General features: G+C 67.6%; 22 protein-coding genes. 3 read left to right on the top strand and 19 right to left on the bottom strand.

The window, feature by feature from the left end; translation table 11 throughout:
* Positions 1–5: 5 nt before the first annotated feature.
* The 17 genes from C998_RS0104040 to C998_RS0104120 all read right to left on the bottom strand — a co-directional run bounded on the left by C998_RS0104040 (position 6) and on the right by C998_RS0104120 (position 17,888).
* Positions 6–200, bottom strand: a complete 195-nt coding sequence (locus C998_RS0104040; protein WP_018869574.1) for a Trm112 family protein — start codon at positions 198–200, stop codon at positions 6–8.
* A 7-nt stretch (positions 201–207) separates the two neighbouring features.
* Complete coding sequence (lpxK, locus tag C998_RS0104045) at positions 208–1,221, bottom strand: tetraacyldisaccharide 4'-kinase (RefSeq protein ID WP_018869575.1); 1,014 nt, start codon at positions 1,219–1,221, stop codon at positions 208–210.
* 28 nt (positions 1,222–1,249) lie between these two features.
* On the bottom strand, positions 1,250–2,398 hold the full coding sequence (locus tag C998_RS0104050; protein WP_018869576.1) for a glycosyltransferase N-terminal domain-containing protein: 1,149 nt from the start codon (positions 2,396–2,398) through the stop codon (positions 1,250–1,252).
* Positions 2,399–2,403: 5 nt separating this feature from the next.
* Positions 2,404–2,841 carry a biopolymer transporter ExbD gene (locus C998_RS0104055; protein WP_018869577.1) on the bottom strand — a complete coding sequence of 146 codons (438 nt, stop codon included), beginning with the start codon at positions 2,839–2,841 and terminating at the stop codon, positions 2,404–2,406.
* Entirely contained in the window at positions 2,838–3,476 is a 639-nt protein-coding gene (locus C998_RS0104060) for a MotA/TolQ/ExbB proton channel family protein (protein ID WP_018869578.1), read from the bottom strand. Before C998_RS0104060 ends, C998_RS0104055 begins: the two co-directional genes overlap by 4 nt.
* Positions 3,477–3,517: 41 nt before the next feature.
* Positions 3,518–4,843 (bottom strand): 23S rRNA (uracil(1939)-C(5))-methyltransferase RlmD, encoded by a 1,326-nt coding sequence (gene rlmD, locus C998_RS0104065; RefSeq protein ID WP_018869579.1) that lies wholly within the window; start codon positions 4,841–4,843, stop codon positions 3,518–3,520.
* A gap of 4 nt (positions 4,844–4,847) precedes the next feature.
* Positions 4,848–5,639, bottom strand: a complete 792-nt coding sequence (locus C998_RS0104070; protein ID WP_018869580.1) for a 3'-5' exonuclease — start codon at positions 5,637–5,639, stop codon at positions 4,848–4,850.
* A gap of 7 nt (positions 5,640–5,646) precedes the next feature.
* The gene (gene cysM / locus C998_RS0104075) at positions 5,647–6,555 is read right to left on the bottom strand and encodes a cysteine synthase CysM (RefSeq protein ID WP_018869581.1); all 909 of its coding nucleotides are present in this window, start codon (positions 6,553–6,555) and stop codon (positions 5,647–5,649) included.
* A gap of 130 nt (positions 6,556–6,685) precedes the next feature.
* The gene (locus C998_RS0104080) at positions 6,686–7,159 is read right to left on the bottom strand and encodes a DsrE/DsrF/DrsH-like family protein (RefSeq protein ID WP_018869582.1); all 474 of its coding nucleotides are present in this window, start codon (positions 7,157–7,159) and stop codon (positions 6,686–6,688) included.
* 336 nt (positions 7,160–7,495) lie between these two features.
* Complete coding sequence (locus C998_RS0104085; protein WP_018869583.1) at positions 7,496–9,067, bottom strand: dynamin family protein; 1,572 nt, start codon at positions 9,065–9,067, stop codon at positions 7,496–7,498.
* Positions 9,068–9,112: 45 nt separating this feature from the next.
* The gene (locus tag C998_RS0104090) at positions 9,113–9,661 is read right to left on the bottom strand and encodes a hypothetical protein (protein ID WP_018869584.1); all 549 of its coding nucleotides are present in this window, start codon (positions 9,659–9,661) and stop codon (positions 9,113–9,115) included.
* 53 nt (positions 9,662–9,714) lie between these two features.
* The gene (locus C998_RS0104095) at positions 9,715–10,326 is read right to left on the bottom strand and encodes a hypothetical protein (RefSeq protein WP_018869585.1); all 612 of its coding nucleotides are present in this window, start codon (positions 10,324–10,326) and stop codon (positions 9,715–9,717) included.
* A gap of 3 nt (positions 10,327–10,329) precedes the next feature.
* Entirely contained in the window at positions 10,330–10,968 is a 639-nt protein-coding gene (locus C998_RS0104100) for an AAA family ATPase (protein WP_018869586.1), read from the bottom strand.
* An 87-nt stretch (positions 10,969–11,055) separates the two neighbouring features.
* The gene (locus C998_RS0104105; RefSeq protein WP_018869587.1) at positions 11,056–11,538 is read right to left on the bottom strand and encodes a sulfur globule family protein; all 483 of its coding nucleotides are present in this window, start codon (positions 11,536–11,538) and stop codon (positions 11,056–11,058) included.
* Between the two features lie 563 nt (positions 11,539–12,101).
* The gene (locus tag C998_RS0104110) at positions 12,102–12,806 is read right to left on the bottom strand and encodes a hypothetical protein (RefSeq protein ID WP_018869588.1); all 705 of its coding nucleotides are present in this window, start codon (positions 12,804–12,806) and stop codon (positions 12,102–12,104) included.
* Positions 12,807–12,839: 33 nt separating this feature from the next.
* The gene (locus tag C998_RS0104115) at positions 12,840–16,697 is read right to left on the bottom strand and encodes an efflux RND transporter permease subunit (RefSeq protein ID WP_018869589.1); all 3,858 of its coding nucleotides are present in this window, start codon (positions 16,695–16,697) and stop codon (positions 12,840–12,842) included.
* Positions 16,698–16,739: 42 nt separating this feature from the next.
* A complete protein-coding gene (locus tag C998_RS0104120; protein WP_018869590.1) occupies positions 16,740–17,888 on the bottom strand; it encodes an efflux RND transporter periplasmic adaptor subunit in 1,149 nt (382 codons plus the stop codon).
* 282 nt (positions 17,889–18,170) lie between these two features.
* Here C998_RS0104120 and C998_RS0104125 point away from each other — a divergent pair, with 282 nt between their 5' ends.
* The 3 genes from C998_RS0104125 to C998_RS0104135 all read left to right on the top strand — a co-directional run bounded on the left by C998_RS0104125 (position 18,171) and on the right by C998_RS0104135 (position 23,817).
* Positions 18,171–19,154, top strand: coding sequence for a sigma-54-dependent Fis family transcriptional regulator (locus C998_RS0104125; protein WP_018869591.1), 984 nt, complete (start codon positions 18,171–18,173; stop codon positions 19,152–19,154).
* Between the two features lie 183 nt (positions 19,155–19,337).
* A complete protein-coding gene (locus C998_RS0104130) occupies positions 19,338–20,654 on the top strand; it encodes an efflux RND transporter periplasmic adaptor subunit (RefSeq protein WP_018869592.1) in 1,317 nt (438 codons plus the stop codon).
* Positions 20,647–23,817 (top strand): efflux RND transporter permease subunit, encoded by a 3,171-nt coding sequence (locus tag C998_RS0104135; RefSeq protein ID WP_018869593.1) that lies wholly within the window; start codon positions 20,647–20,649, stop codon positions 23,815–23,817. Before C998_RS0104130 ends, C998_RS0104135 begins: the two co-directional genes overlap by 8 nt.
* A gap of 48 nt (positions 23,818–23,865) precedes the next feature.
* Here the strand turns inward: C998_RS0104135 and C998_RS0104140 are convergent, their stop codons facing one another.
* Positions 23,866–24,705 carry a ScpA family protein gene (locus C998_RS0104140; RefSeq protein ID WP_018869594.1) on the bottom strand — a complete coding sequence of 280 codons (840 nt, stop codon included), beginning with the start codon at positions 24,703–24,705 and terminating at the stop codon, positions 23,866–23,868.
* Positions 24,706–24,710: 5 nt separating this feature from the next.
* On the bottom strand, positions 24,711–25,931 hold the full coding sequence (locus C998_RS0104145; protein ID WP_018869595.1) for a tryptophan--tRNA ligase: 1,221 nt from the start codon (positions 25,929–25,931) through the stop codon (positions 24,711–24,713).
* Between the last annotated feature and the right edge of the window lie 6 nt (positions 25,932–25,937).

A 25,937-nucleotide genomic window follows, 5' to 3' on the forward strand; every position in this document is an offset into this window, starting at 1 on the left:
CGCCCTCAGACGTCGCGCCAGCGTTCCTTTTCCTCGTCCGACAGGCGCCGGGCCTCGTCCACCAGCATCACCGGGATCTCGTCCCGAATCGGGTACGCCAGACCGGCCTGAACCGAGATCAGCTCCTGATTCTCGCGGTCGTATTTCAGCGGGCCCTTGGTCTCCGGGCAGACGAGGATGTCGAGAAGGCGGTTGTCCATGTTGTACTTACCCCAGATGGCGGAGCCGGATGCTGGTCCTGAGACGCTGCAGCAGGGCCGACTCGAAAGTGGCTGGAAGGCTGGCCGCCACGGGCCAGTACCAGTGGCGGGATTGCGCGAACGACCGGCATTTTACGGCATCCTTCTCGGTCATCAGAACCGGCAGGTCGTCATCAAACGCCAGATCACGCGCGCGAAAGCGATGGTGGTCCGGAAACGGGTGCCGGATCACGTAGATGCCGCGCTGCTCCAGCATGGAAAAAAAACGTTCCGGGTCGGCAATACCGGCGACCGCGTGGACCTCCTGCCCGCCCAGAAGCCTCGGGCGCATGGTCTCGTCACTGCCGTCCACCCGCCGCAGGCGCGAGGCCGGGACCAGGTGCATCGGGATTTCGTCGGCGCCGGCCTCGCCACCGGTCCGCACGACGAAATCGGCCCGCGCACGTGCCGCCTTCGGCTCGCGCAGCGGGCCGGCCGGCAGGCACAGGCCGTTGCCGAGGCCCCGTCGCCCGTCCACCATCAACACGGTCAGATCACGCGGCAGTCGATGGTGCTGCATGCCGTCATCGGCGATCACCACGTCCGCGCCGCGGTCGGCCAGCGCGCGTGCGCCACGCACGCGATCGCGGTCCACCTGGACCGGCAGCCGGGTCCGTCGGGCCAGCAGCACGGGCTCGTCCCCGACCTCGGCCGGATCCGAATCCGGATGCACCGCCTGCCCCGCCTCGCCACGCCGGCCATAGCCGCGGGACACGATCCCCGGACGATAACCCGCCTCCGTCAGACGCCGCGCCAGCCAGTCGGTCATCGGGGTCTTGCCGCTGCCGCCAACCGTCAGATTCCCGACCACTATCACGGCCTTCAATGGCAGTCGGGTATTCCGGCGGATCTCTTCCAGGCGCATGCGGTTGTATTCCGCAAGACCGGCATAGACCAGCGAAAGGGGATACAACGTCGCGGCCACCGGGCCGCGCTGGCTCCAGTGCCGCCACCACCATCGACTCAGCCAGGCGGTATTCATGCGTGGCCTCCGTTCCCCGGCGACGGGCTCACCAGTCCCAGACCTCGGCCAGTAGCGTCTCGAAATGGTCATCCACACGCCGGCGCTCGTCCCAGAACCGGCGGCGGGCGGCATCCCCAAGCTGCCGGCGGACGGCGGCATCGTCGCGCAACGCCGTCCAGCGGGCCAGCACCGCCTGCGGATCGGCGTGCACCTCCACCGGCAGTTCCAGGGTCCCTTCGCGCCCGAGACTGACCGCGGTCCCGCCGGCAAGCGCCTGCCACAGCACCCGCGATCCCGGGGCATCCAGATGCACCGCCTGCGCCGCGCTGGCCGCCGCGGCGAACCAGCGCGGGTCGTCCAGCTGCACGACATTTCCGGGGGCGAGCGCATTGCGATCCCATTCGCTCACCCGCAGTGAACGCCCCGGCAGCGGGTGACCGGGGTCCTCTTCCAGGCTGGCCAGCAGGATATCCTCCTCCCCGAAACCGGAGGCCTCCCAGGCGGCGCGCCAGGCCGGCCAGCCGGCCGCAGTGCCGTGCCACCACCACAGCCGGCGTACCTCCCCACCCACCAGCGAGCGCAGGACCACATCCGCCTGCGCTTCGACGAAACGCGCCATCGGATCCGCCGGTTCCAGCCACCGCGCGGCACCGCCGTCGCCGGCGTGCTCATTCCAGCGCCGGCTCTCTTCCGGATCGCGGGGCCAGGCCAGCTCCAGACCCCGCGCCGCCGGCCGCGCCGGCGGTGCCGCGTTCACCGCGATCACCGGGGCCTGTGTGGCTTCCAGCAAGTTGGGCGGGGTCACGCCGCCCGCCAGGATGATGCCCGCGGGCTGGAAGCGGTCCAGCACGCGGCGCACGACCCGTGGCCGATCGCAGGGGCCGTACCCCACGCCCACCTTGCGAAACGGCTGCATGTGCTGTTCGAACAGTTCGGGGCAGTCGCGCTCGAAGGTCAGCACCAGGCGCACGTCCTGACGCTTGTGGCGCACGAATCCCAGCAGTTCGATCCCCAGGCGCAGGCTCTCGGGGTCGGCCCCGGCCCGAATCCAGATCAGGCGGCCACGGTCCTCCGGCGGACTGAGGAACCCCAGCCGCGCCAGCGCGCGTGCCCGGTCACCGCGGCGCCAGTCCCGCCCGACCGCGCTCCAGACTCCCGCCAGTCCGGCCCCATATCCCGGTTCGGTCGTGTACATGCCGCTCAGTCGTCCGCCGCCCGGCCGTCATCACCCAGTGTCGCGATCGACACCGCGCTGACACCGAGGCGGCCCACCACGTCCAGCGCCCGCACCACCGACTGGTGACTGGCACTGGCGTCCGCGCGGATCACCACGGGGTCATCGCCGCGGGCCTCGAGAACTTCGCCCAGCACCTGTTCCAGGGTTTCGGCCCGACGGTTCACCAGTTCCCGCCCGTCCACGAAATAACGGCCGTCGGCGTCCACCACGATGTCGATCCAGGCGCGATCGTCCACCTGTTCCGCTTCCCGGTCGGCCGATGGCAGGGTGATGTCGATGTCGGCGTGCCGGTCGAACGTGGTGGAGACCATGAAGAAGATCAGCAGCAGGAACACCACATCGATCAGCGGCGTGAGATTGACGCCGGGCTCCTCGCGTTGTGTGGGCGGGCGGAACTTCACGCCCGGCCTCCGGCCTCGACGCTGCTGGCACTGCGCTCGCCGTGCATGATCTCGACCAGCTTGGTGGCTTCCTGCTCCATCTCCAGCACCAGCTCGTCGATCCGGCCGCGGAAGTAGCGATGGAAGATCAGCGCCGGAATCGCGATCCCGATGCCGGTGGCGGTGGTGATCAGCGCCTGCGAGATGCCGCCGGCCAGATCCCGCGGGCTGCCCACGCCGATCTCGGTGACCACCGTGAAGACCTCGATCATGCCGACCACGGTGCCCAGCAGCCCCAGCAGCGGCGTGATCATCGCGATGGTGCCGAGGGTGTTCATGTAGCGTTCGAGTTCATGGGCCACCCGCCGGCCCGCCTCCTCGATGCTTTCCTGGGTAATCTGGCGGGTACGGTCATGGGTCGCCAGACCCGCGGCCAGCACGGCCCCCAGCGGGGAATTTTCACGCAGGCGCTCGATGTCCTCCATCGACAGGCCGTGTTCGCGCATCTGTTCCCATACGCGCGCCAGCAGGCCCTGCGGTACCACTCGCCCTCGCCGCAGCGAGATAAAACGTTCCAGGATGATCGCCACGGCCAGCACCGAACACAGCAGGATCGGCACCATCAGCCAGCCGCCACTTTTCACGATCTCGAGCATTCACTGCCTCCTTGGAGTTACCACGCGATCCGGCCGCGCCCTCAGGCCCGGGAAAAGACGGCCATGGATTCCACGTGCGCGGTGTGCGGGAACATGTCCATGATCCCGGCCCGTTCCAGCCGGTAGCCATGATGATGCACCAGACGTTCGGCGTCACGGGCCAGGGTCGCCGGGTTGCAGGACACGTAGACCATGCGCTCGATCCGGCGCGGGCCCAGCGCCTCCACGGCGGCGGCCGCCCCGGTGCGCGGGGGATCGAGCAGGACCCGGTCCCAGTCCTCGTGCAGCCAGTCGGCCCGCGAGAGTGCCTCGGCGTCGTCCAGGTCGGCGCGGGCATAGCGAGTGTTGTCGATCCCCTGCCCGCGCGCGCTGTCCGCTGCCCGCGCGAGCATCGCATCATCCACCTCGACCCCGGTCACCTCGGCCGCCCGGGTCGCCAGCGGCAGGGTCAGGTTGCCCAGCCCGCAGAACAGGTCCAGCACCCGGTGCTCCGGCTCCAGCTCCATGGCGGCCACCGCCTGGCGCACCATGGCACGGTTGACCTCGGGGTGGACCTGGACGAAATCCATGGGCGTGAAACCGACCTCCACGCCGAAATCCGGGTGCCGGTAGACCAGCGGGGCATCCGGCCCCGCCAGATGGACCACGGTCTCCGGCCCGCCCGACTGCAGGAACACGCCGATCCGTTCCTCCTCGGCCCAGGCCGCCAGCCGCGCCCGATCGGCATCGGCCAGCGGATCGAGATGACGAAACACCAGCGCCACGCGGTCGTCGTCATCCACGCCGACCTCGATCTGCGGGATCCGGTCACGCGCCTGCAGGCCGTCCAGCAGCTCCCGCAGCGCACGGATGCGGTGCCCCATCGCCGGATGCAGCACCTCGCAGTGGTCCATCTCCGCCAGATAGGGACTGCCCCGTTCACGAAACCCGACCAGGGTCCCGCCCTTCTTCGGGACATGCTTCGCGCCCAGCCGGGCCGTTCGCCGATAGCCCAGGGTCGCCCCGGTCAGCGGCTCGAACCGCGCCTCGGGCGTCACGTGCCCGATCCGCTCCAGCGCATCGAACAGGGCCTGTTCCTTGATCTCGCGCTGCAGGTCGATCGAGGCGTGCTGCAGCTTGCAGCCGCCGCACAGACCGAAGAATGCGCAGGGCGGATCCACCCGGCCGGCCGCGGGCTCCAGCACCTCCACCACTTCAGCCATATCAAAACGGCGCTTGCGCCCGGTCTGCACCGCGCGCACCCGCTCGCCGGCCAGTGCCCCGTGCACGAAACAGGCCTTGCCGTCACGCCGGATCACGCCCTGGCCATCGAGGGTAACGTCCTCGATCACGGCCTCGAACGGTGTGCGGTCGATCTTCTTGCCCATGCCGTCAGCCCCGCCAGGCTTCGAGAAATTCAAGGTGATGCTCCGCCGGGCTGGCGGCCAGGTAATCCGCCAGCTGGTCCTGGCGGGACTTCAGCGCATCGTCGGTCAGGTGCCCCCGCATGTGCTCGAAGCGCAGCCACACGAGGTAGGTATTGAGCACGTCGTGCTCCACGTAGTCGTGGATCTCGCCGGCCCGGCCGTCACGCCATGCCGGCCAGACCATGGAGCCGTCCATACCCAGCTTGCCGGGGAAACCCAGCAGGCTGGCCATGGTGTCCAGTCCGGTCACCGCGCGGCCCTGAAAGCCGGCGAGCACGTCCATCAGGTCGACATGGCGCCAGTGGAATCGCGAGAGGTAGTTGTTGTAGCGGAACTCGCGGTCGTCGTCGCCCTGCTCCCAGTAACGCGGCGCCTGCACGCCATTGACCAGCGCGCGGTAGTGCAGCACCGGCAGGTCGAAGCCACTGCCGTTCCAGCTCACCAGCGTGGGCGTACGCTGGTCGATCACGCCGAAGAACTGGCGCAGCAGCTCGGCCTCGTCCGGCGTGTGCCCGTCCTCGCCGTCGCGGCCGAAGGCCGACAGCTTGAGCGCTTCCCCGCCCTGGTACAGCACCCCGATGGACACGATGCGATGCAGCGGATGGCGCAGGAATTCCGAGCCGGTCTGCGCTCGGCGCATCGCGAACAGCGCATCCGCGACCTCCCGGTCGGTCAGGCCATCAAAGTCGTACAGCCGGCGCGCGCCCTCGATATCGGGCACCGTTTCCAGGTCAAAAACCAGTACGGGAGCGGACATGCCAGCCTCAGTCGGGGTAGACGCCGGTGGAAATGTAGCGGTCGCCGCGATCGCAGATAATGGCCACGAAGGTTCCGCCTTCGACCTGTGCGGCGAGCTTCAGGGTGGCCGCCACCGCGCCGCCGGACGACACCCCGGCAAAGATGCCTTCCTCTGCCGCCAGCCGGCGCATGGTGGTCTCCGCTTCTTCCTGGGTCACGTCCACGGTGCGGTCCACCCGCGCGGCCTCGAAGATCGTCGGCAGATAGGCCTCGGGCCAGCGCCGGATCCCCGGGATGGAAGCCCCTTCTCCCGGCTGCACGCCGACGATCTCGATCTCCGGATCGCGCTCCTTCAGGTACCGCGAGACTCCCATGATGGTCCCGGTGGTCCCCATGGAAGACACGAAATGGCTGACCGTGCCCTCGGTGTCGCGCCAGATCTCCGGCCCGGTGCCCTGATAATGCGCATCGGGATTGTCGGGATTGCCGAACTGGTTGAGCAGGAAGCCCTCTCCCGCGTCCGCCATGCGCTGAGCGAGGTCGCGCGCCCCTTCCATGCTTTCCTCGCGCGTGACCAGCTTGAGCTCGGCGCCATAGGCCTTCATCGACGCACGCCGTTCGGCCGACATGTTGTCCGGCATGATCAGGATCATGCGATAGCCCTTGATCGCGGCCGCCATCGCCAGCGCAATGCCGGTATTGCCGGAGGTGGCCTCGATCAGGGTATCGCCGGGACGGATGTCGCCGCGCTGCTCGGCGGCACGGATCATGTTGACCGCGGGCCGGTCCTTGACCGAACCGGCGGGGTTATTGCCCTCGAGCTTTACCAGCACGGTCGACGGCAGATCCGCAGCCAGGCGCTGCAGGCGCACCAGCGGCGTGTTGCCGACGAAATCCTCGAGGGTTGGAAAGGAATCGGGATGCAGTCGTTTCATGGCCGCAGAGTATAACGACTCACGCAGGCTTTGCGGGTCCGCGGGCACGACGAATGCGACGTGAACCCCGCCAACAAAAAGGCCCCGGAGCTCGGCTCCGGGGCCCGGATGGCGCGAACGCCCCGCCCGTTTACATGAACAGGCAGATGTCGGAATCTCCGGCGAACTCGAAGAACGCCGCCGCCCCGGCATATTCCACGCCATCAATGAAGTGACTGGTGTCCATTTCGAACAGGTCCACCGTCATCTGGCAGGCGATCATGCGCACTTCGGCCTCCTGGCACAGCTCGCGCAGATCCTCCAGATCGGAGACGCCCTTCGCCTTCATCTTCTTCTTCATCATCACGGTCATCATCTTCTGCATCCCCGGCAGGGCCTGCACAAGAACCGGCATCGGCATCGGCATGGGCATGCCGGGATTGCCCAGTGAGGTCACCTGAAGATCCAGCTTTTTCTCCAGCAGCTTCAGGCCGTAGAAGGTAAAGAAGATCTCGCACTCATAGCCCAGGGCCGCTGCGGTCGAGGCCAGGATGAACGGGGGATACCCCCAGTCCAGGCTGCCCTTGGTCGCGATGATGGCCATTTTCTTCTGTTCGTCGCTCATTGAGTTTTCCTCCTGTTGTTATACATGGCGAAGCCGGGTGGCGCCCCCTGCACCACCCGGCTCCGAATGGCGTGAAGTGCGGATTTTCAGTGTCCGGAGCCCTGGCGCGCTCGTCGCCAGTCCCGAATCAGGGCGCAACCCGCGCAAACACCCAGGGCGGCAAGGCTGGCCCAGACCGAAATCGGTACCAGAATCATTGCCAGCCCAAACATGACCCACGCCAGTACGGTCATTGCTCTCCTCCTTCGGTGCGGATGGCACGCGGTCCGTGCGCATCCGGTGACCGATTCGCTTGTTGTCGGCGGCAGACAGGCACCGGCTCAAGCCGACCGAAGCCTACCGCGTTCCGCTGCTCCCTGCATCACTGCCCTCGGCCGCACCCTCCTGACCCGGCCCGGATTCCGGCGCCGGCCGCCGTTCGGCCGCCTCCGCCGGTCGATGAACATCCGCCGCCGAGGCCCGGCCACTGCCGGGGTCCACGGGGCTCGCGTCCACGAACTGGTTGTTGAGCTTCTGGATGTAAGCCTCGGCCTGATCACGCAGGCGATGCAGCCGTGCCAGGCTCCGCCGCCCCAGACCGCGCGGCCCGCGTGCAAACAGCGAACGCATCGGCCGGGTACTCTTGAGAAAGGCCGCCTGCCAGTTCCCGGCCGCCGATTCCTTCGGCAGTTCGCGTGCAATCCGCCGTGCGAGCCAGCGACGGTTGAAGAAATGGATGCCGCCCAGCGCGCCGAGAACCAGCACCACCCCCAGCGACGTCCACCACGGGTTGTCCAGCAGGGTCTGCCACACCCGGCCATCGATCCACGGGCGGACACCGTCGGTCGCCTGATAGCCGATCACGGCCAGCACCGCCACCAGCACCCCCATCATGCCGGCGTCGAACTGCAGTACACGGCGCCGCCAGCGATCCAGACTGCGTTTGATCGCCGGCAGGGCGTCCATCTCGATGGATTCGGCGATCGCCTGCAGGGCCCCGATGATCCGGTACGACCGTGAAGAACTGATCTCGCGGATCTTGGCGTGGATCTCCTCGCGGTCGTGCGCGGATTTTTCCTCGTAGCGCTCGCGCACCTGCGCGTCGCCGATCTCCACCGCGCCGCTTTCGTTGTAGATGCAGTAGAAACGCCCGGTTGCATTCCCCTGGCGCACCACCGCGCGCTGCCAGGCCGCGACGACTTCCTCGAGGTTGTCCTCGCGCCAGGTCGTGTCGATCTGGTTCAGGATAAAGACCAGCTTGGTGAAGTCGTTGCGCTCGGCCACCCGGTTGACCAGGTGTTCCAGGGTGTCGCGCATGGCGCCGGGTTCGGGGTGCCGTGCGTCGAAGAACACCAGCACCAGATCCGACAGATCGATGATGTGGTCGGTCAGCTGCAGGATGGTGGTGCGCTGCTCGTCGGCATCGAACCCGGGCGAGTCGATCAGGATGCGGCCCCGCAGCTGCTCCGCGCGCGCGGTCTTCATCGCCAGAAAATGATCCACCGTGCGCCCGCCGCCATCGGTGATGCGTTCGATCTCGTCGGAGACCCGATAGAACGGGAAGCGCGGGTCTCCGTCGAGCGCCAGCCCGGGGAGTTCCTGCACCCGTTCGCTGCCGCCGTAGGAGATCACGGTGAACTTGTCGTCCACCGCCTGGCTGCCGCTGCGCTGCACGGTATCGCCCACGAACTCGTTGATGAACGTGGACTTGCCCGAGGAGAAGGTCCCCAGGACCGAGATCATCGGCCACCAGGAAATGGTGAAGGCGTAGGACTCTTCTTCCGGATCCAGCAGGCCCGAGGCATATCCGACCCGATCCAGCTCCCGGAACGGATTGACCACGCCCTCGAGGACCGGGTTTTCCTCCGCCAGACGGTCACTCAGGAGCTTGAGCTGCTTGCGGACGCGGCTGCCAGGTCGATTGAACATTCCGATCTCCGTATTGGTTCGGGCCCGGGCAGACCGCGCGCACGGCTAGCGCGGCGCCGACGGCGGACGGTAGGGACCGCCCGACCCCGGATAGGGACCGCCCTGCCCCGAGAGTGGGTTGAACATGTTCATCATACCCATGGGACCGCCCACGTTGCGATTCAGGCTCCACATGTCGCGCTGCATGCCGATCACGGACCCGGCCATCACCTCGGTATCCCGGGTCATCGACCCGATGTCCGTGCTCATGCGGCCGGTGTCCTCGCTGATGGACGCAACGCTCTGCTCCATCTCGGCCGTGGACCCGGCAATGTCCACCATGCGGCCCTCCATCGCCTCCATGTGGCGCACAATCGCCGACATGTCGCGGTCCACCACCCGGGTCATCGAGGAGATCTCCTCGGTCAGCTGTGACACGTCCCGGGTCAGGCTGGTGATCAACCAGAAACCGTACACCGCCAGCACGACGAATGCGACCAGGGAAGCATAGACGATCAGTTCGAGTCGCCGGGCCCGTCGTTGCGCATCGTCCGCCTCTTCCTTGACCTCGTAATACTGACTGTCGCCGTCAGCTGGCCTGTCTTTCGCACCCATCGTTCCTCCGGTCGGTGACTACAGCACACGTGATGTGGAGGGTGCCGCAAACCTCAGCGGAACCGTTCCAGGTGGTCCGCCCCTTGCGGATGATGCCGGGAATAGATCGGACGCAGTGGGGCCATCATCGCCCGGCGTTCGCCCTCCGGAAGCTTCTCCAGCGCCCGATCCCAGCTGCCCATGGCGGCTTCAACGTCGCCGGTGGCGTGTTGCAGATTGCCCAGTTCCCCGAGGATGTCCGCCCGTTCCCGGCTTTCGTACGCCTGCGTTTCCAGCCCGCCTTCGAGGACGGTCAACGCGGCTGCGGCACCCTCGCGCCAGTACGTCTCCCGTGCTTCGGTCAGCAGCGCCTCGACCTCCACCGGCTCCTCCACGGCTTCTTCCCTGGCGGCTTCTTCCCTGGCGGCTTCTTCCCTGTCCGCTTCTTCCCTGTCCGCTTCTTCCCTGTCCGCTTCTTCCCGAGCAGCTTCTTCCCGGGCAGCTTCCTGGTCCTCGGCAGAAGGCTCTTCCTCCAGGACCACGCCGGACTCCGCGGGCGGGTCCTCCGGCTCGGCCGGCGCCAGCCAGTCACGGGCGGACCAGGCGATCAACCAGAGGACGATCACGATCAGCACCCAGTAGCGATTGATGAAACCGTGGCGCGGCTTGTCTTCACCTGATTCCATTTGTCACCTCGTTTCCTGTCCGAAAATCGCCCGGGCCAGTCGGTCCAGCTCCTCCGCCGCCTTGCCGGAAGGCTCCAGCTCGTTCACCGCGAGACCCTCGCTGAACGACCGCCGGAAGGCCGTGCGCTGCTTCAGCCGAGGGCGCAGAAAACGGATACCCTCGATCTGCTGCAGGGCCTCCGCAGTCTCCTCGGTCTCGCGCACGAACTGGTGCGTGTCGGCGCGATTGATGAACACCTCGATGCCGGGACCGCTGTCACGATCGGTCCGACGCTCCTGGATCTCGCGCACGAAACGGTGAGTGGACCAGACGTCGGCCTGACTCGGCGGCACCGGGATCAGCACCCGGTCTGCCGCGGCGACCGCCCGCATCAGGGTGTCCATGGCGGAGGGCCCGACGTCCACCAGCCAGTGATCGAACTCCCCCTGCCGACCCAGCGCGACATCGGCATCGGTCGTGGCGGGGAGCGCGGGGCTGTACCCCTCCTCCTGCCGCACTTCCAGGACATCGCCGAGAGTCCCCTGCGGATCCAGGTCCACGGCCTGTACGCGGTGCCCTTTCGCGAGCAGCCAGAGCGCGAGATTGAAAGCGACGGTGCTCTTGCCCGTTCCGCCCTTGAGGTTGGCCACCACGGTCAGCATTGCGGCTCCCGGATCCATTGAATTCTAAAACGGGCTGCCCGGCGAACCGGGCAGCCGATCATGCACGGGCGAGCCCGTGCGAGCAGATCACTGCTCTTGCTGCTGCTGCGGCATGCCCTGCTGCGGCATGCCCTGCTGCGGCATGCCCTGCTGCGGCATGCCCTGCTGCGGCATACCTTGCTGCGGGCCATAGCCGTGGCCGGGGCCGTAACCGTAGCCCGGATGGCCATAGTAGCCGGGACCGTAGCCATGACCACGACCATAGCCGTAGCCGTCACCACGGCCGTGACCGTAGCCGTGACCATGACCGCGACCGCGGGCGGAGAAGTCGAAATCGCCCATCATGTCGCCGAACATGTCGCCCATGTTGTGGCCGCGGCCGTAACCCGGACCGCCAAAGAACGGCATGCCACCGTAGCCGGGGCCGTAGCCATAACCGGGACCGTAGGGAGCCCCGTAGCCCGGACCACCATAGCCCGGCCCGCCCCACTGCGCGGAAGCCATCATCGGGGCAGCGGCCAGACCGGCCATGGATGCCGCAAGAACGGCTGCTTTCAGAAACTTGCTCATAGTGTTACCTCCTCCTATCGGAGACATGCCCTCCCATTTCTGCCACCGATGCGCGGAGGGCGATCACGCACCGGACCCTGCCCGAAGGCAGGTGATTCAGGGCCCCGAAAAGGGTCCCCATGCGCCCGGGCCGCCAAAGAACGGGAATCCGTACCCCGACATGCCCGGTTCACTTGCCCCCGGTCCCCGGTGGCCGCCATACGGATACGGACCGAACCCGTAACCGTAGGGCGACATCCCCGGAGCCGGGCGTGCTTCACCTGCGGGAACGCGCGAGCGCTCCTCGCGTCCCCGCCGGGCCGGATCGTAGTCCGGCGGAGGGAACGATCCGGCCGACCGGGGTTCGCCCCGGGAGAAGCCTCCCGGCTCTCCCGCATCGGCCGCGGATGGCGGTCCGGCATGCCACGGATTGTGACGTTCCCGGGCCTCGGCAGCCGCAGCGGCCACCATCACCCCGACCGTCACCAGGGCGACCAGCAGGACGCTCCGCCCCGCCGTTGCTCCCCGCTGCATGCCGTCACCTACGAACGCCATTCGCCTCGCTCCCATGCGTCACCCGGCGCTCAGTAGTTCCCCGAGTCGCGACGCTCTTCCATCTGCTCCATGCGCATCTCGCGCTGGCGTTCCATCTCCTCCATGTAGGCCTGGCGACCCTTCTTCATCGCCTCCATCCGGGCCTCGCGCATGGCTTCCATTTCCTCGATGCGTTCCTGCCGCTCGGCATGCATCTTCTCGATGCGCTCGCGCATCTCTTCCGGCATGTCCTCCGGCAGATTCTCGGGATCGAATTCCTGCATCTGGCCGTGGCCTGCGGGACCGCGCATGCCGGCACCATGGCCGGGCCCGTACGCAGGGCCGTGCATCATGCCGGGGCCATGGCCCTGCTGCGGACCGTAGCCGTAGCCGGGACCATGACCGGGCCCGTACCCATAGCCGGGACCATAGCCCGGGCCATAACCGTGACCGTAGCCATGACCGCGGCCCTGGCCGTAGCCCTGCCCGTGGCTGCGCCCGGACATGCCGAAGCTGAAGTCACCGGAGGCATCGCGACGCTGCATCATCTCGCCGCCCTGATGCCCGCCCATGCCCTGTCCATACGGACCCGGCTGGCCCCAGGGACCGGGAACCGGAGCATGCTGGGCCATCGGCTGCCCCTGAGCGCCCTGGTTCCCTTCTTCCGCCTGGGCCGCGCCCAGCACGGACATCGAGACCACTGCGGCGCCGGCCATGGCCAGACCGAGCATGCGTGCGTTGAATCGCTTCTTCATCATTAACCTCCTTGAGGTTCTTTCAGTGATTGCTCATTTCAGCCGAATACCCCGGCGTCGGCGGCCACCCGACTGGCGTGCACCGGGGCCCGCCCCCGAGGAAGACGTTTCATTGCCATCTTCCCCCGAGTCCAACTTCTGTTCCGCCGTCACACTCGGCCCGGCATTCTCCGATCCGGCGGAACGGGGATCGCTGCCGGATTTCCGCGGCGCCTCCGTATCTCGCTCCTTCGGCTCATGCCCGTCGTCCGGCGCAGATTCGGCGTTCGCGACCGCGTCCGCTTCACGGCCGGAGGGGGCGTCCGGGGCCCCCGACGCGGGGGGACCCGACGCCGGACCGGACGACGGGGCTGGAGAAGGCCCGGAGCCCGAGCCAGAACCGCCGGATCCCGGGCCACCGCCCGGCCCGGGCCCCGGGCGCGTCCCGAAACGCCCGCGCACCAGCTTCAGCAAGGCCAGGAACAGGTCGCGCATGCCCTCGACGAAGGCAGCGGCCAGGCAGCGCAGATACAACCCGAGATACTGGACTGCGCGCGTGACCGGTCCGCCCTCGGCCGGGCCGAAGGGATTGTCGTCACGGCCGGTCCCGGCACTGCCACTGCCCGGAGCGGCACAACCGGAGCCGCTGGCGCCGTCGCCGTCTTCCAGCGAAGCGGGACAGAACGCGCGCCGTCCGGAGATGCAGCCCAGCGGGATGACGACCAGGGTCAGCAGCGTGGCCACGATGGTCCCGAACATCAGCGAAATCGCCATGCCCTGAAAGATCGGATCGAACAGGATGACGCTGGAACCGGCAAGCAGCGCCAGCGCGGTGATGATGATGGGCCGCGTGCGCGCCTGACAGGCCAGGATCATCGCCTCGCGGACGTCATGTCCCTGATCCACCGCCTGGCGGCCGAAATCGACCAGCAAGATGGAATTGCGCACGATGATCCCTGCCAGGGCGATGAACCCGATCATCGAAGTCGCGGTGAATTCGGCGTTGAACAGCCAGTGGCCCGGAATGATCCCGATCAGGGTCAGCGGGATCGGGGCCATGATGATGCCCGGCAGCACAAAGTTGCCGAACTCCCAGACCACCAGCATGTAGATGAGAATCAGGGCGATGGCGAACGCGATGCCCATGTCGCGGAAGGTCTCGTAGGTGACCGTCCATTCGCCGGCCCATTCGAACGCCGTGGACCCGTCATTCGGCGGCGGCCCCAGCCAGTGCGGCTGCACCCGGCTGCCGTCGGGAAGCTCGTAATCGGCGAGTTGCTCCTGCACCTCGAGCATCCCGTAGACCGGCGCCGCCAGACGCCCCACCACTTCGCCGGTGACATACTCCACCGGCCGCAGGTTCTTGTGATAGATGGGTTCGTCCTGCGGGCGCTCGACGAACCGGCCCAGCTCGCCCAGGCTGACCATCCCGCCATGCTGCGAGGCCACCGGCAGCTGTTCCAGACGCCCGATATCGGAGCGCGTGGGGCGTGGCAGGCGCAGCTCGATCAGGTGCGGCTCCACCAGCGAACGCGCCTTGATGTCGCCCAGAACCCGGCCACCGATCGCGGTCTCCAGCGTCTGGTTCACGGTCTCCACGGTGACACCGCGGCGCAGGGCCTTGTCACGGTCCACGTCGAAATGCCAGACGTCGTGCGGGGCCTGCAGAAAGCTGTCGACGTCGGCCACGTGTTCGGCCCCGCGGAACATTTCTTCCAGGTCGCGCGCGACCTGACGCCGGGTATCGGCATCCGGGCCATAAACCTCGGCGACCACCGACTGCAGGACCGGGGGCCCCGGCGGCATCTCCACCACTTCGATGCGCGCGCCGGCCTCGCGGGCCAGCGGTGTCAGACGCTCACGGGCCTCGGTGGCGATCTCGTGGCTGGAGCGCGCACGATCGCCCTTGTCCACCAGCTGAACCTGGATGTCGCCCAGCCAGGGGTCCTGGCGCAGGTAGTAATGACGCACCAGACCATTGAAATTGAACGGCGCTGCAGTGCCGACATACGCCTGCAGCCCGGTCACTTCCTCAAACTCCCGCAGTTCCGCCACCATCGCTTCGCTGAGCGAGGCCGTCTCGGTCAGCGCCGTGCCCTCGGGGAAGTTGATCATCACCTGGAATTCGGGCTTGTTGTCCAGCGGCAGCATCTTCACCCGGACATCCGTGGTGTAGAACAGGCTGGCCATCAGGAAGAACACCACCACGATCCCGGCCAGGAAGGCGTAGCCCCGGGCGGGATTGTCCGCCAGCCCGGGGATCACCCGGCGGAAGAACGTGCCCAGCCGCTCGGCCTGCCGGTGTTCCTTTTCGGTGGCCTTCTCCAGGTAGGACATGCTCGGGCGCAGCCGCTGGGTCAGCCACGGGGTGAACACGAAGGCCGCGACCAGCGAGAACAGCATGGCGACCGATCCCAGAACCGGGATCGGCTGCATGTAGGGACCCATCATCCCGGAGACGAAGCCCATGGGCAGGAGCGCCGCGATCACCGTAAAGGTCGCCAGGATCGTCGGGTTGCCGACCTCGCGCACCGCGTCCACGTTGGTTTCGGCATCCAGACCGCGCTTCATCAGCCAGCGGCGGTAGATGTTCTCCACCACGACGATGGCATCGTCCACGAGGATCCCGATCGCGAAGATCAGCGCGAACAGGCTCACCCGGTCGATGGTGTAGTCGAGCAGCCACGCGCTGAACACGGTGAACAGGATCACCACCGGAATCACGATCAGCACCACCAGCGCGGCGCGCAGCCCGAGGAACAGCGCGACCAGCAGAGTCACCGCGAAGGTCGCGACAAAGAGCTTGAAGATCAGCTCATTGACCTTTTCGTTGGCCGTCTTGCCGTAGTCGCGCGAGATCTCGACGCCCACGTTGTCGGGGATGGCGGAGCCCTTCAGGCGCTCCAGGCGTTCGAGCACGCCATTGGCGACCGTGACCCCGTTACTGCCGGGCTTCTTGGCGATCGCGAGGGTCACGGCGGACGCACCCTCCGGTGCGGCATCGGGTGCCTCGGCGGCCGGGCCGGAATAGTGACGCACGAAGCGATCCACCTCCCCCGGGCCATAACTCACGTCGGCCACGTCGCGCAGATAGACCGGGCGACCGTCTTCCACCGAGATCAGCAGGCGTTCGACATCCTCGGCACTGGTCAGGAACGAGCCGGTGTGCACCGACATGTGTCGCCCACCCGCCTCGATCGCGCCCGCGCCGCGTTCGGAATTGGCCTGCCGCACCGCGCCCGCGATCTGATCCAGGGTAACCCCGTAACCTTCCAGCCGTTCCGGCCGCACCTCGATGCGCAGCTTTTCCTCGCGGCCACTGACCACGAAGCTCTGCGCGGTGTCCGGTACCTCGTTGAGCTGCTGCTTCGCGTCCAGGGCGATCTGGCGCAGCATCGCGTCATCGACCTCGTGCGACCAGAAGGTCAGCGTGACCACCGGCACGTCATCCGCACCCTTGGGCTTCACCATCGGCTCGCTGACGCCAGGGGGCATCAGGTCGCGATTCGACATCAGCTTGTCGTGGACCTTCACCACCGAGGATTCCATCTCCTCGCCGACGTCGAACTGCACGGTGACCATGGCTTCGCCGCGATGCGACACCGAATATACGTTGTCGACCCCCGAGAGCTCGCTCATCAGGCGTTCCAGCGGCCGCGCGGCCAGACTGGCCACCTGCTCCGACGGTACGCCCGGATACTCCACCATGATGTCGACCATCGGGACCGAGATCTGCGGGTCTTCCTGGCGTGGCGTCACGATCAGGCCGAGGATGCCGATCGCGATGCTGGCCAGCAGCAGCAGCGGCGACAGCGGCGAATGGACGAATGCGCGGGCCATGCGCCCGGCGATGCCGGGATCGGTCGCGTGACCGCCGGGCCGTTCCTGATTGCGAGGTTCCTGATCGCTCATGTCTGGCGCGAACGTCCTGTCATTGTCCGTGTTCGAAGCGCATCAATGACGGCCGCCGGGGTGCTGCAACACCCGCGCTCCGGGCTCCAGCCCCGAGGTCACGACCACGCCCCCATCACGCGACGCCCCCAGCCGGACCATGCGGATGCGCACCTCGTCATTGGCATCCAGCACGGCCACGCGCGGCAGGGCCCCGCCCGGAATGATCGCGCTCTCCGGGATCACCACCCGGTCTTCGCGCGTCACTTCGCCCGGCAGATGCACTTCGGCGTACATGCCCGGGCCGCCGCGGACCTCCTGCGGCAGATCGAACTTCACGGTCACGGTATGGCGTTGCGGATCGGCCAGCGGGAAGATCCGCGAGACCCGCGCGCTGACTTCTTCCGAATGGCCGTCGAGCGTCACCGGAACGATGTCGCCCACGTCCAGCTGACGCACCAGGCGAACCGGAACGGCCGCCTCCACCCGCAGATAATCCAGGTGCCCGAAGGTGACCAGAGGATGCCCGGGCTGGACGGTATCGCCCTGTTCCACGTGCTTGTGCATGATCACCCCGTCGAACGGAGCGCGGGAGCGGGTGTCTTCCAGCGCGACGTCGAGCTCCTCGACGCGGGCCCGGGCCTGCTCCCAGCGTGCTCGGGCCTGATCGACCCCGATGTGGCGGGAAAAGAGATCCGTGGTGCGGTCCAGGGTCGGGTCACCGAATCCCATGAACTGCCCCATGTTGCGCGTGAACATCTGGTCGAACATCGACGGCATGCCCATGCCCGGCATCTGCCCGATGTCCTGCGAACGCGGAGAAATGACCTCGCGGTCGTACTGCATGCGTGCTTCGCGGATCGCCGCCTCGGTGGTGCGCATCTCGGCGAGCGCCGCCTGGCGTTGAGCCTGGAGGCGATCGTCGGAGATCGCGACCAGCTCTTCTTCCTCCTCGAAGCGGTCGCCCTCGACCCCTTCAACCGCGATCACCCGGCCCCCCGACTGCGCCCGCAGGGTCACTTCACTGAACGGGATCACCGTGCCGCTGACGGTATGGCGCTCCGCGGCGAGCGGCTGCGCGACATGGATGCCGGTACGGTCCGGACTCGTGGTTCCCGGGCTCTGGGCCGGCGTCCAGGCGGTCTGTGCACCGGCCGTGCCGGCCACGGTGACCATACACAGCATCAGGCTGGCCGTTCGCATGAGCGTCATTCGCACCTCCCCGACAGCGTGCCTGTTCCGTTGGTCTTTTTTCGTTGTAGAGAAAAGCACGCCCCGATACAAGCAAGAGAAATGCCAATATTAGAATATTATTAAATTTCAGATATTTGTCCTCGTGAAAAAAACACCGCGCACTCAGGGTGTTGCAACACGCGCTACCCGGGAATTCGAATATAAGCATCTGTTGCTGCAGAAATTTTTTTGTTGCAACAGCGGTGGCGGCGTTGCAACGCCGCTGCCATACTCCCGGTGAGTTTCCCGGAGAGGAAGGCCATGAAAATGAATCGTGGGGAGGGGCTGCCGGACGCGTTCCGTTCGGCCGATCCGGACTGCCATCACCAGATGGTCTTCGCCCGCCGGGCGGCGGGCAGCGACATTCGCATGCTGCTGCTGGGCGAATCGGGAACCGGCAAGACCCGACTGGCCCGGGGCATCCATGAATGGAGCCCGCGTGCCGCCGGACCCTTCGTCGAAGTCAACTGCGCGGCCATCCCCGACGAGCTGCTGGAATCGGAGCTGTTCGGCCATGTGCGCGGGGCCTTTTCCGGCGCGGTGAGCGATCGCGAGGGCCGTTTCGAATCCGCCCACGGGGGTACCCTGTTCCTCGACGAGATCGGCGAACTGCCATTGCGTCTGCAGGCCAAGCTGCTGCGCGCGGTGCAGGACGGACAGTTCGAACGCGTGGGCGAGAACACCACGCGGCAGGTGGACGTACGCATCCTTTCCGCCTCCAATCAGGACCTCCAGGCCCGCGTGGATGCGGGACAGTTCCGCGCCGACCTGTTCTACCGCCTGGCTGTCGCCACGGTGGAGCTGCCGCCCCTGCGGACCCGGCCGCGTGACCTGGCCGCCACCCTCGACCGCTTCGTCGAGGAACACGCGCTGCAGCTGGCGCCGGCGTTAAGGCGCAAACTGGAAGCCCACCCCTGGCCCGGCAATTTCCGCGAACTGGAGAACGTGTTCGCCTGCCTCCAGCTGCACGCGGTCAACGGTCGCGTGGAGGATTTTCCCCTGCCCGAAGGCCGCCCTCCCGGGACCGTTTCACCACAGCCGGAGGCCGCCGCCCCGGCAACGGCTTTCCCGGAAGGGCCCCCCACGGACGCGGCCCCGCAGGTATCCCCGAGGGAGTCCGAAGAGGCGCGGCGCCTGCGTCAGGCCCTTGCCGCTCATAATGGCAACCGCTCGCGGGCCGCGCGCAGTCTCGGAATCGACCGTACGACCCTGTGGCGCAAGCTGCATCGCTATAACCTGGCCTGAGAAAGGCATTCCCCACGCCTGCGGCCCTCGTGCCGCCGATGTTAGGATTGGCCATATCAGGAGACACTGATACCGGTCTCCCGCGGACGGGAACTTCATCCGGTGCACCGTCTCCAAGGCCCGGGCATCAGGCCCGCGCCCCATCCAGCCCAGGACCCGAGCGAGAACTGCATGTCCCGTGTCATGCCGCGAGTCGGCCGTGCCCTCATCCCCGTACTGATCGTCGCGCTCAGCGTGGCCGGATTCATGATCCTGCGCGCCACCGGCCCGGAGGCCCCCGCCCCCGAGGGCGAGGAACGCGCCTGGCCGGTGCGCGGCTTCGTCGCCGAACCCGGGACCCATGAGCCCTCGGTGATGCTCTACGGGCGCAGTGCCTCGGCCCACGACGCGACCCTGCGAGCCGCAGTACAGGGCGACGTGGCCCGGGTCTCCGCGCGCGAAGGCCAGCGGGTCGCCAAGGGCGACGTCCTGATCCGGATCGACCCCGCCGAGGCGCGCCTGGCCCTGCGGCAGGCGCGCGCCGAGGTCGATGAACTCGAAGGCGCGCTGGAAAGCGAACAGCTGCGCGCGCGATTCGATCGCGAGGCCCTGGTGCGCGAACGCGAACTGCGCGAGATTGCTCGCCGCAACCTCGAACGCACCCGCAACCTGCGCGAACGCGACATGGCATCCGAGAGTGACGTGGACGAAGCCCAGGAACGGCTGCAGCAGGCCGAACTCACCATCCAGAACCGGGAACAGGCGATCGCCGACGCCCCCATGCGGCTGGCCGGGGCCGAGGCCCGGCTGAACCGGGCGCGGGCCGCGGCCGAACAGGCCGAACTGGACCTGGAACGCACCGAGATCCGCGCCCCGTTCGATGCCCGTGTGACCGCGGTCCGGACCTCGCCGGGCGAACGCGCCCGGGTGGGCGACGAACTGGTACGCCTGTTCGACGTCGACGACCTGGAGATCCGGGCCGGACTTCCCGTGTCGCTGGAACCGCGGCTGGAGGCGCTGCTGGCGGAGGGGAGAACGCTGGAAGCCTCGGCCCGCAACGGCGGCCGCGAGATCACCAGCGAGCTGGTCCGCATCGAAGGCGAAACCCGGCCCGGCGCCAGCGCTTCGCACGGTGTGTTCGCGATCCGCGAAGGCGGGCGCTCGCTGGGTCTGAACCGCTTCCTTGAACTGAACCTGCGCCTGCCCGAGGAAGACGACAGCCTGGCCGTTCCGTTCGAGGCCCTGTACGGGCGCGACACCATGTTCCGCGTAATCGACGGCCGCCTGCAGTCCCTGAACGTCGAACGTCTGGGCGAATACCGCAGCGAGGCCGGGGACACCCTGGCGCTGGTTCGCAATCCGGACCTGTCGGCCGGCGACGTCCTGATCGCCACCCGCCTGCCCAATGCGGTGGATGGCCTGCGCGTGGAGGTCGAGGACCGCGAGGACCTGCCCACCGCGGCCGAAGCCGTGCGCGAAGGCGACCCGGACCTCCAGCCGCAGGACGCCGGCGATGAGTGAAACCAGCGCACCCATGCCGGGCGGCGCCCCGGCCGGGGGCGATCCGGAGGGCGCCGCCGGGCGCGGCCCGATCCGGCTGTTCCTGGAACACCGCCTGGCCGCCAACCTGCTGATCGCGCTGATGCTGCTGGCCGGCGCCTATGCCCTGAACCAGCTGAACTCGCAGTTCTTCCCCGATTTTGATCTCGACATCATCACGGTCCAGGTCGTGTGGTCGGGCGCTGCCGCCGAAGACGTGGAACAGTCGATCACCGACCCGCTGGAGCAGGACCTGCGCACGGTCGACGACCTGCGCGAAATGACCTCCACCTCCGCGCTTGGGGTGGCGACCATCACCCTGGAGTTCGAACCCGGCGCGGACATGTCGCATGCGCTGGAACAGGTCAACGACCGGGTCGATCAGCAGCGCAACCTGCCGGCCGATGCCGAGACCCCGATCGTCAATCAGGTGATCAACTACGAACCGGTCTCGCGCCTGCTGATCACCGGCCCCGACGACCCGGAACAACTGCGGACCCTGGCCCGGCAGTACGAACGCGAGCTGCTGGACGCCGGCATCGCGCGGGTCGAATTCACCGGCCTCACGGAAGACGAGATGGCCATTCAGGTGCCGGCCTTCAATCTCTACCGTCTGGACATGACCCTGGCCGACATCGGCACGGCCGTCGCCGGCATGAGCCGCGACATGCCCGCCGGCTCGGTCGGACGCGACGACACCGCCCGACAGCTGCGCAGCCTGGAACAGGCTCGCGACATCGTGTCCTTCGAACGCCTGGTGCTGCAGGGCGACCCCGAACGCGGTCGGGTGCTGCTGGGCGACATCGCCGACATCGACCTGCGCCCCCGCGACGGTGAGGTGCGTGTCCGCTCGCAGGGTACACGGGCCATCGAGATGCAGCTGATGCGCAGCGAGACCGGCGACGCCCTGGAATCCGCGCGCATCCTCGAACAGTGGCTGGAGCGCACCCGGCCCGCCCTGCCCCCGGGTGTCCAGCTCCAGGAGACCGATGCCTTCTGGGAGCTGCTGTCCGAGCGCATCACCCTGCTGCTGAAAAACGGTGCCGGGGGACTCCTGCTGGTGCTCGGGATCCTGTTCCTGTTCCTGAACCGCCACATCGCCCTGCGCGTCGCCCTCGGCATCCCGATCGCCTTCACCGCCGCATTCGTGGTGCTGTGGCTGGTGGGTGGCTCGATCAACATGATGTCGCTGTTCGGCTTCATCATGTCGCTGGGGATCATCGTCGACAACGCCATCGTCGTCTCCGAGCACGCCTACAGCCTGCATCAGAGGGGCCTGTCGGCCGGTCGGGCGGCGCGTCAGGGCGCCCAGCGCATGGTCGGTCCGGTCGTCGCCGCGTCACTGACCACCGTCGCGGCCTTCATGCCACTGATGCTGATCGGCGGGATCATCGGCAATATCCTGTTCGACATCCCGCTGGTGGTGATCTGCGTGATCGTGGCTACCCTGCTGATCGCCTTCCTGATCCTTCCGGCCCATCTCAAGGGCGTGATGGATCGCCTCGAGGAACCGCCGGCCGGCAGCCTGCGGGCGCGCTTCGACCGGGGTTTCGAAAACCTGCGCAACGGCCCGTTCCGCCGTGCGGTCACGCACGCCGTGGACCACTCCGGGGTCACCCTCGCCCTGGCGGTGGGCGCGGTGATCCTGGCCATCGGCCTGGCGGCATCCGGACGCATCGGCTTCACCTTCTTCCCCTCGCCCGAGGGCACGGTCATCCATGCCGGCGTGAACTTCGTGGCCGGCACCCCGCCGGAACGGGTCGAAGAATTCCTCATCCACGTCGAACAGGCGCTGGAGGAAACCGACGAGGAACTCGGCGGCGGCCTGGTGCGCGCCTCGGTGACCCGGCTCGGACGCGGCATCGACCCCGGCGACGGCAACGCCCCGCAGGGCGACCAGTTCGGCAACATCCAGGTCGAGCTGATCTCGCCGGAGGCCCGCGAGGTGCGTAACCGGGCGTTCATCCAGGCATGGCGGGACAATGTCCGCGAGGCCCCCGGCATCGAGACCTTTTCTATTGACGAGCGTCAGGCCGGCCCGCCCGGGCGCGATCTCGAAGTGCGTCTGACCGGCGATGACCCGCATATCCTCAAGGACGCGGCACTGGACGTGGCCGACCTGTTCGACGAGTTCCCGGGCACCTTCGCCACCCAGGACGACACCCCGTTCGGCCGCGAGCAGCTGACCTTCCGCATCCTGCCGGAAGGCCGCGCGCTGGGGCTGACCACGGAGCAGCTCGGCGCGCAGCTGCGCGACGCCTACGACGGCCATCTGGCGCAGATCTATCAGGACGGGCTGGAGGAGGTCGAGGTGCGCGTGCGTCTGCCCGACGACGAACGCCACGCGACGGAAAGCCTGGACCGCCTGCAGATCCGCCTGCCGGACGGCGAGCTGACCCCGCTGGAGAACGTGGCGGAACTCGCATCCCGTCCCGGCTTCGAGACCCTGCGGCATGCCGATACCCGCCTCGCAATCGAGGTATCCACCGAAGTCGACCGCTCGGTGAACAATGCCGCGCGCATCCGCGCCGCACTGGAAGACGGTCCGCTGGACGCGGTCGCCGAGCGCCACGGGGTGGACTGGTCCTTCGAGGGCCGCGCGGCGGATCAGGAGGAGACGTTTGCCGACATGCGCACGGGCCTGGTGCTGGCGCTGGGCCTGATGTACATCATCCTCGCCTGGGTCTTCGCCTCCTGGGGCTGGCCGCTGATCGTGATGGCGATCATCCCGTTCGGGATCCTCGGTGCCCTGCTGGGCCACTGGATCCTCGGGGTGGAGCTGACCGTGCTGTCGATGTTCGGCCTGTTCGGCCTGACCGGGATCGTGGTCAACAACTCCATCATCCTGGTCAGCTTCTACCAGGGGTTGCGGGAGAGCGGTCTGGCCCTGCGCGAGGCGATCATCGAGGCCTCCTGCCAGCGCCTGCGCGCGGTCATCCTGACCTCGGTCACCACCATCGCGGGCCTCACCCCGCTGCTGTTCGAGCGCTCGGTGCAGGCGCAGTTCCTGATCCCGATGGCGATCTCGATCGTGTTCGGGCTGGCGGTGGCCACGGTGCTGGTACTGTTCGTGATCCCGGCGTTGCTGCGCCTGTACGAGGGGGCGTTCGATCGCGGCGCCACGTCCACCCACCACGCGAGCTGACCGCAGCCCCGAGGAAGGGAGGACATGGGGCGGCGGGGCGCGTCGGGGTCAGGCGTCGCCGCCGCGCCGACGCAGGCGGATGGGGGCGTAGGGTTCGCTCTGGCCCCACTCCACCAGCCCCGCCTTGGCCAGCTCGAGGATGGCGAGGAACGACACCACCACTCCCTGGCGGCCCTCGGCCCGTTCCAGCAGGCCGACGAAGTCGGTGAAGGTCTCGCTGTCCAGCTCCTGCAGCAGCCGGGTCATGCGCTCGCGCACCGACAGCTGTTCGGTGGCCACGTGGTGGTGGGCGTTCAGACTGGCACGCCGCATCACCCCGGCGAGAGCGTCCATCAGGGCATCCAGCGACGGTGCCGGGGGCGGCGGGCCTTCCAGTGCGTCGGTCGCAGCGCCCGCAGCGAAGAAATCCCGCTCCATGCGCGGCAGCGCGTCCAGGCGTTCGGCCGCGGTCTTGAACTGCTCGTATTCCTGCAGCTGACGGATCAGCGCCATGCGCGGATCACCGGCGTCTTCCGCGTCCGCCTCCGCCGGGCGTGGCAGCAGCATGCGCGACTTGATCTCGGCCAGCAGTGCCGCCATCACCAGGTATTCGCCCGCCAGTTCCAGGCGCAGGGCACGCATCACCTCGATGTAGGCCATGTACTGGCGCGTGATCTCGGCGATGGGGATCGCCAGGATGTCGAGGTTCTGCCGGCGGATCAGGTACAGCAGCAGGTCCAGCGGCCCCTCGAAGGAATCGAGGAACACTTCCAGTGCATCCGGCGGGATGTACAGGTCCTCGGGCAGCTCCGCGACCGGTTCGCCGTGAACACGCCAGACGTGCTCGCCCTCCCCGGCGGCGGCCGGATCAACGGGGTCGACGCTGGCGTCTTCGGCGTGTTCGCTCACCGGCTCTACCGCAGGTAGTCCAGCCCCATCGCGCGCCGGACCTCCTCCAGGGTCTCGCGCGCCTCTTCGCGCGCGGCCTCCGAGCCCTCGACCATGATCGAGCGCACCAGCCCCGGATCACTGGCGTATTCGCGCGCGCGCTGCTGGATCGGCTCCAGCTCCTCCTGGATGGCCGCGATCAGGGGCTTCTTGCAGTCCAGGCAGCCGATCCCGGCGGTGGTGCAGCCCTCGTAGAGCTCGCCCCGCTTGTCCTCGCCGGTGTAGACCTGGTGCAGCTCCCACACCGGGCATTTTTCCGGCGTCCCCGGATCGGTGCGGCGCACCCGCGCCGGATCGGTGGGCATGGTCCGGATCTGGCTTTCCACCTCCTGCGGCTCGGACCGCAGGCTGATGGTGTTGCCATAGCTCTTGGACATCTTGCGCCCGTCAAGCCCGGGCATCTTCGCGGTGGGCGTCAGCTTCGGATGCGGCTCGGGCAGGATGATCTTGCCCCCGCCCTCGAGATAGCCGAACAGCCGTTCGCGGTCCTTCAGCGAGATGTTCTGCTGTGATTCCAGCATCGCCCGGGCGACCTCCAGGGCCTCGTCCTCGCCCTGCTCCTGGAAGCGCTTGCGCAGATCGCGGTAGCGCTTGGCTGCCTTCTTGCCCATCTTGTCCACGGCCTGCTCGGCCTTTTCGGCAAACCCGGGTTCGCGCCCGTACAGATGGTTGAAGCGCCGCGCCAGCTCGCGCGTGACCTCCAGGTGCGAGACCTGGTCCTCGCCCACCGGCACCATGCCGGCGCGATAGGCCAGCACGTCGGCACTCTGCAGCACCGGATAGCCGAGAAACCCGTAGGTCGCCAGATCCTTCTCGCGCAGCTGTTCCTGCTGGTCCTTCCACGTCGGCACCCGCTCCAGCCAGCCCAGCGGGGTAATCATGGATAGCAGCAGATGCAGCTCGGCATGTTCCGGCACCCGCGACTGCACGAACAGGGTGGCCGATCCCGGACTCACCCCCGCGGCCAGCCAGTCGATCACCATCTCGGTCACGTATTGCTGCAGGTCGCCCGGGTCTTCGTAATGCGTGGTCAGCGCATGCCAGTCCGCAACGAAGAAAAAGCACTCGTAGTTATGCTGCAGCTCGATCCAGTTCTTCAGGACTCCGTGATAATGCCCGAGATGCAGACGCCCGGTGGGCCGCATCCCCGAGATGACACGCTGATTCGTCCCCTGATTGGTGGTCACGGTCGC

This window comes from Thioalkalivibrio sp. ALgr3, from assembly GCF_000377325.1.
In the GTDB taxonomy this organism is placed as follows: Bacteria; Pseudomonadota; Gammaproteobacteria; order Ectothiorhodospirales; family Ectothiorhodospiraceae; genus Thioalkalivibrio.

What these genes read in the sequence shown, in the direction of transcription:
- C998_RS0104040 (WP_018869574.1), bottom strand. Translation starts at nt 200, where the DNA reads ATGGACAACCGCCTTCTCGACATCCTCGTCTGCCCGGAGACCAAGGGC.
- lpxK (WP_018869575.1), bottom strand. Translation starts at nt 1,221, where the DNA reads ATGAATACCGCCTGGCTGAGTCGATGGTGGTGGCGGCACTGGAGCCAG.
- C998_RS0104050 (WP_018869576.1), bottom strand. Translation starts at nt 2,398, where the DNA reads ATGTACACGACCGAACCGGGATATGGGGCCGGACTGGCGGGAGTCTGG.
- C998_RS0104060 (WP_018869578.1), bottom strand. Translation starts at nt 3,476, where the DNA reads ATGCTCGAGATCGTGAAAAGTGGCGGCTGGCTGATGGTGCCGATCCTG.
- rlmD (WP_018869579.1), bottom strand. Translation starts at nt 4,843, where the DNA reads ATGGGCAAGAAGATCGACCGCACACCGTTCGAGGCCGTGATCGAGGAC.
- C998_RS0104070 (WP_018869580.1), bottom strand. Translation starts at nt 5,639, where the DNA reads ATGTCCGCTCCCGTACTGGTTTTTGACCTGGAAACGGTGCCCGATATC.
- cysM (WP_018869581.1), bottom strand. Translation starts at nt 6,555, where the DNA reads ATGAAACGACTGCATCCCGATTCCTTTCCAACCCTCGAGGATTTCGTC.
- C998_RS0104080 (WP_018869582.1), bottom strand. Translation starts at nt 7,159, where the DNA reads ATGAGCGACGAACAGAAGAAAATGGCCATCATCGCGACCAAGGGCAGC.
- C998_RS0104085 (WP_018869583.1), bottom strand. Translation starts at nt 9,067, where the DNA reads ATGTTCAATCGACCTGGCAGCCGCGTCCGCAAGCAGCTCAAGCTCCTG.
- C998_RS0104090 (WP_018869584.1), bottom strand. Translation starts at nt 9,661, where the DNA reads ATGGGTGCGAAAGACAGGCCAGCTGACGGCGACAGTCAGTATTACGAG.
- C998_RS0104095 (WP_018869585.1), bottom strand. Translation starts at nt 10,326, where the DNA reads ATGGAATCAGGTGAAGACAAGCCGCGCCACGGTTTCATCAATCGCTAC.
- C998_RS0104100 (WP_018869586.1), bottom strand. Translation starts at nt 10,968, where the DNA reads ATGCTGACCGTGGTGGCCAACCTCAAGGGCGGAACGGGCAAGAGCACC.
- C998_RS0104105 (WP_018869587.1), bottom strand. Translation starts at nt 11,538, where the DNA reads ATGAGCAAGTTTCTGAAAGCAGCCGTTCTTGCGGCATCCATGGCCGGT.
- C998_RS0104110 (WP_018869588.1), bottom strand. Translation starts at nt 12,806, where the DNA reads ATGAAGAAGCGATTCAACGCACGCATGCTCGGTCTGGCCATGGCCGGC.
- C998_RS0104115 (WP_018869589.1), bottom strand. Translation starts at nt 16,697, where the DNA reads ATGAGCGATCAGGAACCTCGCAATCAGGAACGGCCCGGCGGTCACGCG.
- C998_RS0104120 (WP_018869590.1), bottom strand. Translation starts at nt 17,888, where the DNA reads ATGACGCTCATGCGAACGGCCAGCCTGATGCTGTGTATGGTCACCGTG.
- C998_RS0104125 (WP_018869591.1), top strand. Translation starts at nt 18,171, where the DNA reads ATGAAAATGAATCGTGGGGAGGGGCTGCCGGACGCGTTCCGTTCGGCC.
- C998_RS0104130 (WP_018869592.1), top strand. Translation starts at nt 19,338, where the DNA reads ATGCCGCGAGTCGGCCGTGCCCTCATCCCCGTACTGATCGTCGCGCTC.
- C998_RS0104135 (WP_018869593.1), top strand. Translation starts at nt 20,647, where the DNA reads ATGAGTGAAACCAGCGCACCCATGCCGGGCGGCGCCCCGGCCGGGGGC.